Annotated in this window: 15 protein-coding genes and 1 pseudogene; all 16 read right to left on the bottom strand. The window is 45.2% G+C overall.

Annotation, left to right across the window (positions count from 1 at the left end; genetic code table 11):
• Nucleotides 1–19: 19 nt before the first annotated feature.
• A complete protein-coding gene (locus tag SELR_RS04275; RefSeq protein WP_014423974.1) occupies nucleotides 20–1,015 on the bottom strand; it encodes a PAAR-like protein in 996 nt (331 codons plus the stop codon).
• An 18-nt stretch (nucleotides 1,016–1,033) separates the two neighbouring features.
• On the bottom strand, nucleotides 1,034–1,471 hold the full coding sequence (locus tag SELR_RS04270; RefSeq protein ID WP_014423973.1) for a hypothetical protein: 438 nt from the start codon (nucleotides 1,469–1,471) through the stop codon (nucleotides 1,034–1,036).
• A gap of 72 nt (nucleotides 1,472–1,543) precedes the next feature.
• A complete protein-coding gene (locus tag SELR_RS04265; protein ID WP_041914255.1) occupies nucleotides 1,544–1,870 on the bottom strand; it encodes a hypothetical protein in 327 nt (108 codons plus the stop codon).
• Between the two features lie 11 nt (nucleotides 1,871–1,881).
• Entirely contained in the window at nucleotides 1,882–2,814 is a 933-nt protein-coding gene (locus SELR_RS04260) for a PAAR-like protein (RefSeq protein ID WP_014423972.1), read from the bottom strand.
• Between the two features lie 21 nt (nucleotides 2,815–2,835).
• Nucleotides 2,836–4,230: a hypothetical protein gene (locus SELR_RS04255; RefSeq protein WP_014423971.1), complete on the bottom strand. Its 1,395-nt coding sequence runs from the start codon at nucleotides 4,228–4,230 to the stop codon at nucleotides 2,836–2,838.
• Nucleotides 4,227–4,781, bottom strand: coding sequence for a hypothetical protein (locus tag SELR_RS04250; RefSeq protein WP_014423970.1), 555 nt, complete (start codon nucleotides 4,779–4,781; stop codon nucleotides 4,227–4,229). Before SELR_RS04250 ends, SELR_RS04255 begins: the two co-directional genes overlap by 4 nt.
• 12 nt (nucleotides 4,782–4,793) lie before the next feature.
• A complete protein-coding gene (locus tag SELR_RS04245) occupies nucleotides 4,794–5,498 on the bottom strand; it encodes a hypothetical protein (RefSeq protein WP_014423969.1) in 705 nt (234 codons plus the stop codon).
• A complete protein-coding gene (locus tag SELR_RS04240; protein ID WP_014423968.1) occupies nucleotides 5,498–6,787 on the bottom strand; it encodes a hypothetical protein in 1,290 nt (429 codons plus the stop codon). Before SELR_RS04240 ends, SELR_RS04245 begins: the two co-directional genes overlap by 1 nt.
• A gap of 12 nt (nucleotides 6,788–6,799) precedes the next feature.
• Nucleotides 6,800–7,579: a hypothetical protein gene (locus SELR_RS04235; protein ID WP_014423967.1), complete on the bottom strand. Its 780-nt coding sequence runs from the start codon at nucleotides 7,577–7,579 to the stop codon at nucleotides 6,800–6,802.
• Nucleotides 7,580–7,722: 143 nt separating this feature from the next.
• Nucleotides 7,723–7,974 carry a hypothetical protein gene (locus SELR_RS04230; RefSeq protein ID WP_014423966.1) on the bottom strand — a complete coding sequence of 84 codons (252 nt, stop codon included), beginning with the start codon at nucleotides 7,972–7,974 and terminating at the stop codon, nucleotides 7,723–7,725.
• 70 nt (nucleotides 7,975–8,044) lie between these two features.
• Nucleotides 8,045–8,188 (bottom strand): TNT domain-containing protein, encoded by a 144-nt coding sequence (locus tag SELR_RS19490; protein WP_080585410.1) that lies wholly within the window; start codon nucleotides 8,186–8,188, stop codon nucleotides 8,045–8,047.
• 239 nt (nucleotides 8,189–8,427) lie between these two features.
• Nucleotides 8,428–8,580, bottom strand: coding sequence for a hypothetical protein (locus tag SELR_RS18750; protein ID WP_014423964.1), 153 nt, complete (start codon nucleotides 8,578–8,580; stop codon nucleotides 8,428–8,430).
• A 45-nt stretch (nucleotides 8,581–8,625) separates the two neighbouring features.
• Nucleotides 8,626–9,033, bottom strand: coding sequence for a hypothetical protein (locus SELR_RS04225; RefSeq protein WP_014423963.1), 408 nt, complete (start codon nucleotides 9,031–9,033; stop codon nucleotides 8,626–8,628).
• 27 nt (nucleotides 9,034–9,060) lie between these two features.
• Nucleotides 9,061–9,735 (bottom strand): annotated as a pseudogene (locus SELR_RS04220) (hypothetical protein); the annotation flags it as partial.
• Between the two features lie 48 nt (nucleotides 9,736–9,783).
• Complete coding sequence (locus SELR_RS04215) at nucleotides 9,784–10,020, bottom strand: hypothetical protein (protein WP_014423961.1); 237 nt, start codon at nucleotides 10,018–10,020, stop codon at nucleotides 9,784–9,786.
• A 244-nt stretch (nucleotides 10,021–10,264) separates the two neighbouring features.
• Nucleotides 10,265–13,039, bottom strand: a complete 2,775-nt coding sequence (locus SELR_RS04210; protein WP_014423959.1) for an Hsp70 family protein — start codon at nucleotides 13,037–13,039, stop codon at nucleotides 10,265–10,267.
• Nucleotides 13,040–13,060 lie beyond the last annotated feature (21 nt).

Below are 13,060 nucleotides of genomic sequence, written 5' to 3'. Positions count from 1 at the left end.
GCAAATTCACTCCAATATATTAATTACCATATATCTCAAATAACACACTTAAATTTTTATCTACTTTAACACTTTCAGTACATTCATCATTCGTACCATTGTTCCATTTATCTACATTATCTTTTATCTGTTGCGCGCTATCATCAACATACTCTACTATATTTACCTTAGTCGTCTCTATAGTATTAGCATACTCATCCATTTTCCTTTTAGTTACATCCATTACATCATTAAGGTCTTTCCCAGAACTTATAATATCCATCACTTGCTTTGATTTTACTGCTTCACGTCCGCTCTTGATAAGATTACCATAATCATATATTGTCTCTCCATATTCTGGAGAAATTTTCTTAAATCCATTCTTAACAAAATCCCAATCATGTTCACCTGCTCCCACTCCTTCTAAAAATTCTCCTGCCCCATTAACAATATTACCAACACCATATATCCCTAGAGCCCCCACTCCTGCCCCCCCAAGCATACGACCACATGTTGATGTATTACTAGCAAATAACAAACCAGCGCCTGCCACAGCTACTCTCACATCAGCATATCCACCTGTAATATCTAAATATGCTGATACTAACTTATTATCATAAAACTTTTTCAATTGACTTGTTAAATCATTCTGCGCGACAGAATTAGCATACTTTCCTGCAATCAAATCTTGAATGTATTCTAGCAGGCCATATGCTTCACCTTCACCAAAACTTATTTCGCCACCATGCTTACATAGCAAGCGACTTTTTTCTGTCAAACGAGGAGCGCCATCTAATAGTGCATTTTCATCAACATCAATCCAAACCTTAGGTGTATCAGGAAAACACATCATTCCTGTACATCGACAGTATCCATAACAAAAAATATTTTTGATTGGCCAATGATCCGTTGCATTTAAATATTGCTCATTCTCATTATTTTCACCATGTCCTTTCGTTTTCACCATATCCGACCAACTACCCCTAGAGCAATGTGTTTTTTTCTTATCTGTCATATATTCTTTTACATCTGACATTTTACAGTCTCCCATATATCAATTGAACCGCACATTCTTAGCCCCCAACACAATCTGATTCTTTCCCATATTGATTTTAGAATCTCCAACTTGAAGTGTCAGGTTCTCCTTCGCCAGCATGGTCAGTTTCTTCTCTGCTGACAGCGTGACATTGGCATCAGAGGACACATGAATATCTTTGGACGATACAATCTTGATACCATCTCCCTGCGTAAGGTCGATAAAGATGCTCTGGTGCTGGCACATGATGTAGATGCCCTCATCGGTCAGCAGTATCTCCTTGCCGCCGGGGGCTTTGAAGCTTTTATTTCTCGTGCTCTCTGGCGGGGATGAGTTGATGGAGCTGGCGGCAAAGCCGTCCGTTTGGTTCAGCCATAGAAAAATCAGCTTCTGCTGTGTCTGGACTAACAGTAATTGTATAGCATCTGAATTGTAATAACGTGCATACCATCCCATTACCTTTTAAAGTATCATCCATAACAAATCGATGCTAGTAATTTTATGAAACTATATACATCTCCACCCATATTACCAAATTAGCCAATACAAGCCCATATGATAGTCTTTCTCGAGCAAAGCACTTACTACAACGACAAAAATAAAAACAGCGCTGATTATAATACTTCTTTTAAGTATCCATTCACTTGAACAAATCTCATGGACCATTTTATAGTTCACCGGTGCAAACATATACGATATGTATATCATAAACATTTTAAAAGGAAAAAACTTCTCTAAGGAAAGATTATTGTCTTTTGTTATGATATTCCATGCAAGAAACAAATATGCAATCAAATACCAAAAAAGATACGCTCTCCACTTTTCTTTCCCAACGAATTTTAACACTTTTTTCATATAAAAAACTCCTAACGATTTACAGTACCTAATTCATTCATTAATTCACCAATAGTAATATTAACTGGACGATTCTTTGCATCCTCATTATAATATTTTACTGGCTCTCTTAATTTCTCAACAATCCCCTCTGCCGTCTTTTTACTATCATTCGTCGCATTTTCTAGTGCACCATCTTGTACATCCCCAACCACACTAACTATATCCTTTTGTTTTGCTAGCAGCTCTACATTCCCATTAACCCCTCCTGAAATAGCACTACCAATATCATACATAAAGCCAAAACTCTCTTTACTAATTGGTGTAAAATAGCTACCAGCATTCATAACTCCTTCTTTCAAATAGTCATGCGCACTATCTGTTCCAAAAACAAAGTCATTTATTTCTCCTCTTCCATGTTCAAGATCAGAAAGACCTTTTGCTACCCCCAATGTTGCCAGCGAAAAATGCATTTTATTCCCTGATTGGTAAAACTTATTCATTTCATAAACACCCCCTATTATAGCTCCTACACCAGATAAAACATCTATAGTTCCTGCAAACAATTTATTATCATTAGGCCCTATACTTTTTCTGTATACACCATTCTTCAAATCTTTTAAGAATTCGTTTATTCCATACGGCTCTCCTTTCCCAAAACTAATTATTCCACCATGCATACATAGCAGACGACTTTTTTCTGTTAAACGTGGCACTCCGTCCAGCAAGGCTTTTTCATCAACATCAATCCACACTTTGGGTGTATCAGGAAGACAAAACGTACCAGTTCGACGACAAAAGCCATAAAATCCGATATTTTTTCCCAGCCAATGATCCGTGGCATTTAAGTATAATTCTTTTTCCTTACATACACCATGTCCTTTCGTTTTTACTGTGCAGGGAATATCCCCTTCTGAACAATGCGTTTCATTTTTATTTGTCATATATTCTTTTTCATCTGGCATTACATGACATACCTCTTTTCGTCAGCTAAGCAAAACATTCTTCGCCCCTAATACAATCTGTTCCTTGCCCATACTGATTTTTGAATCGCCTACCTGTAAAGTAAGCCCTTCCTTCGCCAGCATGGTCAGTTTCTTCTCCGCCGACAGTGTGACATTGGCATCAGAGGACACATGAATATCTTTGGACGATACGATTTTGATGCCGTCGCCCTGTGTCAGGTCGATAAAGATGCTCTGATGCTGGCACATGATGTAGATGCCCTCATCAGTCAGCAGTATCTCCTTGCCGCCGGGGGCTTTGAAGCTTTTATTTCTCGTGCTCTCTGGCGGGGATGAGTTGATGGAGCTGGCGGCAAAGCCGTCTGTTTCATTTTTCGATGGGAACATGATGCGCACATAGTCATCCTTTTCCGGCATGACATACCAGCCGCTGCCATCACTGCTGGAATATGCAGTGGAATAGGGAAACCACCAGTCGCCGCTGCTGTCATATTCCGAATCGATCTCGAATAGATGTGCCTGAATCTGATCCCTTTTCACGGCCTTGACCTGCGCTTTCAGGACGCGGCCCGCGCAGTTGGTATTCTTTTGCAGCGGCGCTACGAAGCCTTTTTCCCCGGTCAGTGCATAGGTCATCTGCATCAGGCCGTCCACCAGTTTGGCTTCCACTTTGCGAACGACATATTCTTTGCCATTCAATTTGATTTTGTCGCCAATCTGGGCATAGTCATAGGACTGCACGGAAATATCGGCAAAGTCCTGCCGCATGGCCTCGTTCCCTTCTGCCAGATAGTTTTGGCTGACACGCTGGAAATTCTTTTCTGAGCGGCCATAGCTGATGGCTGCCGCTGTAAGTTCCAAAGTCCTGCGTGCGTCCGGGACGCCGAAGTAAATCAAGGGTTTGGTTGCGGTGATATCGGAAATCACGGGTACATTGAAGCGGGAGGCCATGCGCTTGGTGAATTCCCAATTGGTTTCATCCATCTGCAGGATCAGCCCGCCAATCGCCTGGTCACTGCCCGTCACCTGCAGGGTTCCGCTATCGCCATAGGCCTGCTGCAAAATATCGCCATAGCTTTTGCCGGTGTTCTGGTAACTGCAGGAACATTTGCGGATATCCAGCAAATAACTGGCATCTTTGGCCTCGATAATCAGGCGGCTGTAGTCAGCCTGCTGCTGAATCTGCATGCTGGTCACATAGCCGGAAAAATAAGTCACAGCCTGTCCGCCGCTTGTGCCAATCACGATATCCTGCATGGTATCAGCCCGCTGGATATATTCCTGCGCGCGAGCGGTCGGAAGTTCTCCCACCACATGGGCGGCAGCATGTTCATTCGGCTCCTGCTGAATCTCAACCTCCAGTATCTTCTGGAAGTCAATTCCTTTGATTTCAATATTATTATGCTGGGTACTCACTTGACCGCCCCTTCTTCCTTCTTCGTCAGGTCACAGTAAGAAGCCATGATTTCTTCGGCCAGCGGCACCATCCATTCGCTGTCTGCCAGCGAGAAATGCAAGCTCCCTACCAGCATCCGGTTCTCCAGCGAACCCAAAAACATGATCTGATAGACCTTCTCCAGCAGGGTTTCATGGACATATTCCAACACGCCCAAGGGCGCATTCTGGGCCTGCATGATTTTGGCAGATAGCAGCTGGGCATTATGGGCACTGTAGGGGAATACCTTCTTCATGATATTCATGGCAAAATCCAGCTGATTTTCTGTTATTTTTGTCTCGGCCTGCTTGAGTCCCAGAACGAAACAGCCCTGCTCATTGCTGTACAGGCAGCCCGGCGTATCGCTCACCGCATAGATCTTGCGCCGGGTGGCTTCATCCAGCAGCGCAAAATCCTCGGGTATCACGATAGATACTTTCCCCTCCAGCAGTTCCTGCCGGGTAAAGACCGTCTTACGGTCATGCAGCATAACAAAGGGATCATATATGGATTGCTTTTTTTCTTCACTCATCGTCAAATTCTCCTAAAACAGCGCGATTTTATCCTTCATGGTTCCGTCCAGGCCGATAATACCGAAATGCACCTGCCAGAACACCCGGACGGAAAAGTCCAGCGGCAGGAACAAGCGGCAGAAAAGCTGCCACTCCGCCTCCCGTGCCTGCAATTTTGGCTCGTCCAGATAAGCATACAGCTCGTTAGGTGTCAGCCGGCTTTGGTAGAGGATTCCCTTGGGGAACAGACGGCGAAAGGCGTGGCTGAAGCCCTGCAGGCTGGAACCACATTTCATGGTATGCAGAAGTTCTTCGGCCACAGCCAGCTGCCCTTCCCGGTCCAAATCCCGAACTACCGCAGCCGCCTCTTTGCCGAACACACCATCCAGAAGTTCCTGCCGCAGTTTCCGCACATAGCATTCCTGCCGGGTGATGCCATGATGCAGGTCAATTTCACAGAGGATATGCATGATGCAGTCAAAGGCCTTTTGAATGAATTCTTCCTTGTCTTTCTCCAGCAGATAGCGCACATCCGGATGCAGCAGATATTGGAAGATGGCACTGAAGCGGTAAAGGGCATTGACCGGCACAGCATCTTCGCCGATTCCCCTGCGGTTCAGATAGTCAAAAGCCAGCTCATAGTATGGACTGCCTTTCTCGGCCGGCGTGTAGTGCATAGCCTCTTTTTTCAGCCCCTGTTCTGCTGCTCTCAAAGCAGCATCCCAAATAAAATTCATCAGACCAGCCTCCCTGCGCAGGTATATTCCGGAAAATAATGCTGCAGGCTCGTGGTCAGGAAACTGATGACATCCAGATTCCGGTAATCCTCCTGCTTTGCCCGGAAGTCCAGTTCCAATGTGTACTCACGGCTGCCCGTGCGGAATTCATAGTCAATGAAAGCATCCGTGAAATAGGTTGCCGGCTGCCCTGCAGTTTTCCGCAGCCGCATATCGGCCAGTTCAAGATCCTGCATGCAGGCAAAGGAACGCAGGAAACGCTCGATTTCCACCCGCGTCTTAATGCGCTGGCCAAAAGCTGCCACCAGATTCCGCGCAAAACTCTCATCATGCTGATTGCCATACACCCGATAACCGTATTTTTCCTGACTCTTCACCGGATATAACCGCAGCATCTCCCAATCCTCAGCCTCCTGCCGGTCACAGGTAATAATCATCTCGCCGCCCTGCCAGCGCACATTGCGCACTTCGGCAGCAGAGCCAGCGAGCAGATATTTGCAGCCTGCAGGCAGTTGGCTGGCATACAGGCGATGCTCATAGGAAGTCCGATCCATGCAAGGTTCCGGGTAGCAGCTCGTATGCGCCTGCCAGGGGCGGATGTTCCAAAGCGGCACCATATCCTCATAGATGCGGTCAGCAAACTCCGCATAGTCAAGCATCACCCGTTCGATGGGCATATCATCTTCCCAGCCCTCCAGTGAGGTAATCCAGACCTCGGCAAATTTATAGAGATAGGGCGTCAGCACACTGCGCCAGGGAAGGGCATTCTGACCAGTCACATCATAAAGCGCTTCCACCTGTTTCCGATAACGCAGGCAGGGACGCAGTTCAAAGGTAGCCGCCACCTCGCTATAGGCACTCTTGACCGTACCGGAAAACTGCCGCTTCTCCCGCAGTAATTTTTCCAGTTCATTGGTTTCCCCGGCAAAGAACACCGGAAACAAAGCATATCCCTCACCAGCCTGCAGATGCCGCAGGATATCGGCTGCCGGGATCTCTTTCTGCTGCAGGTCAGCAGCATCCATGGGGAAAAGCTCCCGGTCCGTCTGATCATAATCCTTTCGGGAGCAAAGCCCTGTCATGATATCCGGCATCTCGGCGGGAGCTTTCACCTCTGCCAGCATCCGCTCCTCCAGCCCGTGATACTCCGCATACATATGCTGATACAGCTGGGTAAACATATCCCCAATGATGTTTCGGAAAAGTTCCCGGTTCTCCAAGCCTTTGATTTCCATGGCCTGCCGTTCTACATAGCCAGCCAGATCAAATTCATCTGTAAAAATGCCCATACCTTATCTCCCTCAATCTACCAATACTTCCCTGCGCCGTCTGCGTTCCCGGCGGCACTCCCGCAAGCCTGCGGGGCGGATCTCATCCAATACGCGGGTAAGCCCGTCAAAGAGGCTGGCATTATCCCATTCCTGTTCTTCCTGCTGCAGACGCTGACAGATATAAAAACCGATTGCCTCTGCTGACATAGGTTGACCAGTCAGTGCGGTCAGGCAGAATTGACGGTCAAATTCCGTAAGCGTAAACTTGCTGGCCTCCCGCGCAAAAGCCTGCGTAATATCTGGCGACAGAGTACTCTTTCCCACCGCCGCATAGGGCGCATAGATGTTATTGACCGTATCAAACTCCGTTGTCCGGTCAAAAAAATCCACATAATTGACACGCAGGATGGAGCCCCGTTTCAGCTTGAAGCGGCAAAGTTCCATTTCGTCAGGTGTCAAGGTCAGATCATTGGTCAGGTCCAGATCCAGTTCATAAACCATCGCCCCCTGCTGCTCCGTCGGTGCGGCAAACCTCAGCTTCAAAACGGCATATTCATCCGTAGGCCGATAGGCAATGGTCATCGGCTCCTGCAGGTAATAGATAAAACCCGCATGCTTGATCAGCCCCGGCTGCACCGTAATCGTCTCTTTCGTAGTCATCATGCGGCAGCCACTGATGATGCCATCGCTGTAATCCTGATATAATAAAGGCAACGTATCAAAAGCCCTGTCCCGGACATCACAAAGCATGCTTTGCCTTAGGATATGCAAGGCCTCAAACTTCGGAATCCGCTGCTGATTATCACTCATATTGTTCACTCTCCCACAATCACACTTTCGCCACCGAAAGTAATCTGTTTTTCCGTTAATTTGACATGTGATGTGCCACTCTGCAGCAAAACCTGCATTTCAAATCCCTTTTTTGTACAGTAATTTTTAATACAGTATAAATATTATTTTTGCAAATATTCTTTACGATCACGATAACAAAGCATCACAATATTATACAAATACTGGCATGCATCAACTTCTCTTTTAAAAATCTTCATCCCTGTTTTCATCCCTCTCTCGCTACAATATACTTGCCATTTTTGTCCTTTTCTCTCTATACACATCATTTCATTAGGATTCCACCCATTTAAACTATACATATCTGTTGGTACATTTTGCTCATCAAGCTTTTTCTTCAATTCTTTTAGATTCATTTTCATTACCTTAATCATTCAACTTAACATTTCAAAAATCATTTCAGCAAACAATAAAATAAGGATTTTCCTATTTAATTTCTCTTATTATCGCTTCACTAAGCAATTCATTTATTGGTTTTTCTAGTTTAAATTGTATTCCATCGCCAGGTTGATCAAACCATGGCGCAATGATACTACCCTCGCTACGGACAGGTTTACAAACTTCATACAAATGGTATTATTCCTAATTGTGGGCTTGTTTTATGTGTGCGAAGTTTGAGATATTTTCGTTCTTCTTCGTTCATATCAAACACCTCTATGATTATCGTCAATACAACTCAACTCCTAATACATATCCCATGCCTGCCCGCCTTGGTTTCTATATATATTTTTTCTATACGATAATAGGGCAAGCCTTCGACCTTGAGCTGTCCCTGTGTAACCTGTTCCATTTATCCTCCTGTCATATTGTCAATCATCTTTTTTAGATTCTTTTTTTCGTACCCACCATGCTGCACAACTTGCAAAAAACAAAGTAACCCATGTGAGTAAGTCATCCGGCGTGCTGATGATATCGATAACCAATCTTGCAATAACCAAATACAACAAATATAAAAATTTCATTAACTTCTCCACTTAAATTTCACATTATGTTCTAAATAGTTAACATCAGTCAGCTACTCCATAAAATTTAAAAATCTCTAAACTATAATTTTCTTCGCCTTTGTTAACTGCGATTTTCCAATCATCTTTTTTAAATAAAACTCCAATTCCTCCTTTATATTCTATTTGTTTCCATCCCCGTTTTGTGAATTGTTCTACATAAAAATTCATAATCTGTTCATTTGATAGTTCTGTATAATAATAAACCTTCAAAAACACAGACGACCTCGGTCTTGATTTATCTTTCTTTTTTACTTCTTTGGTACATTCTGGAATAGGAAGATCTTCATATATCTCTAATATTATTTGAGGATCTTTTTGAAATGCATCTCCATTTACTTTATAATTCATAGCTGTATACAATAGAGATAATGTCGAACAAAAGCAAATAAACGCCATAGTTATTTTTTTCATAACACCACACCTCATAATTGGTACATATTAATCATCAAATACATTAAACAAATATATAGTATTTCTTTCACTTACTGAGCAACCAACTCCAGATGTGATTCCAACATCTCTCGCGACAGGAGAATTAGCCCCCTTTGACACTCCAAATTGTACCCCCATATCTATATTAAATCCAGCAGATTCACCTTTTATAGCATCTCTATATTCCCCACTATTTTCTTTATCATCTGAATAAAAATCACCAAACCCTACACTACCCTGTACAGGAGTAGATACACCTAATCCTCCCCCTAATTCAGAATAAAAGTATACATTACCCATTTTATCTATAATCATCCCATCAGTTTGATCTATACTTGCTAATTCCCCATAAGAAAGCCCCAATGATACATAATAATAATCATGCTCCATATCCTCAAATTGTGGTATTTTTCCTTCTGCTATCATTTGACGAACTTTTTCCTTGGTAATACTATTTTTTATAGCCTCTCTTTTCTTTTGTAAAGAATCTAATTTTTCCATTATGTTATTCGTTACTTGCTCCCCAACAGTCTGTGGCGCATCTGTATCTCCAGGCTTAGGCGGGGCACAAAAACGAATTATACCTCCAAATTTACACTCTAAAAAACTATCTTTCGTCAGTACTGGAGCCCCTTCAATGACAAAATGCTTATCCACATTACGCCAAGCCTCTTCTGTCTGCGCATGGCAAACACATTTTACTCGCGGCCTTACGAATCTATTCTCATTTTACTGGGCGCTATTGATCATTTTAGTCAATTTGTTGTTGTCATCGCAAAAAGCACTGCACATGCCATATCCCAAAATATTATCCTGCCATTTATGGTCATTGGCATTCAGTACGGCTTTTCCTGTTTTTCTGGATAATACACCATGGTCGTTTATCATATTGATCTGATTCTTCATGCTTCCATATTGGCACTTTGTATAATCACTCATCATGGTCATGTATTCCTTAGCGCCCATAATATCAATCTCCCTTCGCTGTATTATCCTTATATGACAGGGCAATCTGTTTCGCTATCTCCCGAAAATTCCTCTGGGCATAGGTAAAACTGATAGAGCCTGTAACCGCCTCACTGCCAAGGCCGCTGGAAAACAGGCAGTTATACATGCGTTCTGTTACCGTTTCATTCGTATATTCCAGCCAAACAAGCGATTGCTCTTTTCCCTCAAGTATTTCTGCCGCATGGATTTCCTTTATACTCCTTTACTTCGTCCCATCAAAGAAGCTGTTCATCCAGCCGTCATTTTCAAAGCTCTGGAATTTTTCTTTGCCCAGCATCAGTGTCTCGCCTTCGCGGTAGACGGGGACGATCATGAATCCCCATTCTTTTGGCTCGGACCAGATGAAGAATTTGGCCTCGCGATGGATGATGGTATCGGTATCGTCCTGCGGGATATGCTCACCGTAGATGGCTTCGATCTCTTCCTGCGTTTTGGGTTCGAATTCATCCTGCGTGCAGGTGTAGGTGAAGTTATAGCGATTGTTGCCGTCCTGGTCTTTGAGGTAAAGCATCAGCGTCAGATTATCCATATTGCGGGATAGTTCGCCGTGACTTATCCCCCGGCTGCCGTCAATCAGGTCAATCTCCTCACCATTATGGGTAAAGCCCGTGAGCCGGTATGGGAGTTTCGGCGGCTGGCTGATGATATGGACATCGGCATAGCCGTATTTCTTATCCCGCAGGTATTTCAGGGCACCGTCAATGCAGGTCATCTTGAGTTCCCGGCAGTCGGAGCTATCACCGGATTTGCGTTTGGACTTGATGACTCTTCCCGGCACGAATTCCTTGAGCGAATCGCGGAACAAGTCAATCTTGCAGGATTGACCAGTCAATTTGATGATGTTGTAATCTTCGATATCCCCAGTTTCATAAAGCGGATCCAAAAAACGCTGAATCACGCCATAGATATCCGGTGTCAGCAACAGATTGACGTCAAAGATACTGAATACGATATCGCTAAGCTGCTTGATGGTCACCATGCCGCCCGCCTGATGCACGGCTAGTTTCCATTTGTCCATATGCAGGACGATAGATTCTCCGTCATCAATGGGAATTTCCCGGCTGAGCTGCCAGTTGCGTCCCGGCGCTTCATGGTTGCCTTCTGCGGTCAGGATGATCTTGAGGGCGCCAGCCTTCTCGAAGAAAGCTTTTTTGACCTGTTCGGCACAATGGAACAGGAAGTAGAAGTTGTTCTTGACCTTGAAATAATCCGTGCGGCTTTCCTTCTCCCACTCCTTGAATTTCGTCGGAATGATGGTCTCTGCCATTTCATAGGCCTTGTCGATACCACGGTACAGAGCATCGGGACCGTTTTCGTCCACACTGCGGAAAATATCCACATCAAAGCCCCGCAGCAGTTCCTTGGAACTTGTAATCTGACGCATACGCTCCCTTGTCTGTGCATCAAAGGCAGCCTTATTGCCATATACCTCATGCTGCAAGGCCCAGTTGCCATCGGACTGCTGCTGGTCATAGGTTTGCGCCAAAAGTTCCGCAATCTTGAGTTTCAAGAGCTGCATGATGCGGTAGGTCAGATTGTTGCCGCCAAAATCCGTATCGCCATTTTCGTAGGCCGTTTCGATATCGATCTTGTAGGAAACCCTTTGATCATCCACCCGGAACTTACAGGAGGATAAGTCGGTGGTACCGCCGCCGCAGTCGATGATCAAGGCATGGTAAAGCTGATTCTTCCGGGCTTTTTTCTGCTCGATGAGTTCACTGACCGTATTGTAAAGAACCGAAACACCTTCATCCACGGTATCATGCTCCACCGCATACTCCGGCAGGATTTCCCGGAAGAGCTTCTGGAACAGGTATTTCTGCTTGACGGGGCTGGAGATATGGATACCCTGAATGCGGCATTTCAGGCGGTTCTCCAAGGCATGGATTACATGGAGGAAAAAAGCCCGCAAGATTTCCTTGCGGGGGACAAAGGCTCGGCGTCCATGGCGGTCGGTGATTTCCTCGTCCTTTTCATAATCACTGATCCAGCGCTTCATATCGTAGAAAACGCAGAAGCCCTCATCGATATAACTGTCTGCTGCCATCTCCACCGCATCATAACCGAAAAGATACTGCGGTTCTTCCTGATCTTTCAGGGACAGCACTGAAACCACGCTGGGGAGCAGATTCGTTTCGGCAAAATCATGGAGCCGGTCGTAGAAGATGGCATAGTTGATTTCATTTTCCCGAATGCCCGGCGGCGTTTCGAGCTGCTGGCTCTCGAAGTAGAGATGATCAAGATACGCCCCGGCAGCGGTATTGGAGGTGCCAAAGTCAATGGCCACTGGCAGATGAAGTGTCTTGGGTTCCCGCACCGTAAAATCCACCAACGGCACCTGCGCCGTGCGGATGTTTTCAGGGACATAGCCCGCCTCGCCACTATAGATCCGGAAAATCTGCGCGGAAGCTGATCGGTCAAAAAAAAGCAGGGTGTAGCGTTTGACCGCCGCTTCCTTGCAGGGCAGTCCGGCTTCTTTTCGCAGATAGAGATAATCCTGATTCCTGCCTTTTGGTTCCACGTTGAAGATGCCGCAGAGATTCCGCTCACCATCGAGCACCAGTGCATTGGTGCCAATCAACTCCGGTGTGTATTTGACCGTCAGATTGTCATAGTAATCCACGGCCAGCTGCTGCCAGATGGTGAACTTGGCACTGCACTCCGGATGAAGCGTTGGCTGCGGCTGCAGATTCGTCCGGCGCAGGGCGTTTTCCAAAGTCTGCCAGCCTCTTTCTGAATACTTGCGAATCAGGAGGTTTTCATCCGCCCCGCGGTAGCGCAGGATGGTTTCAATCAATGCTTCCTTGTCCATGGGATTGACAATGCCGGCAATCACTTTTTCCCGTCTGGCAATATCCCGCAGCTGCACCGTAGACATGCCCAAAAGCTCCCGGCGATAATAACGCCGCGAGCCTTCACTTTTGTTGGTTTCAATTTTCCCATTGCGATTTAACGTATATCCAATCTTCCTAGCCATACCATTCTTCCCTTGCTGTTA

The sequence above is a fragment of the Selenomonas ruminantium subsp. lactilytica TAM6421 genome, assembly GCF_000284095.1.
Taxonomy (GTDB): Bacteria; Bacillota; Negativicutes; order Selenomonadales; family Selenomonadaceae; genus Selenomonas_A; species Selenomonas_A lactilytica.
Note: the sequence above shows the minus strand (reverse complement) of the source record. Positions and strands in the feature narration are given on the sequence as shown.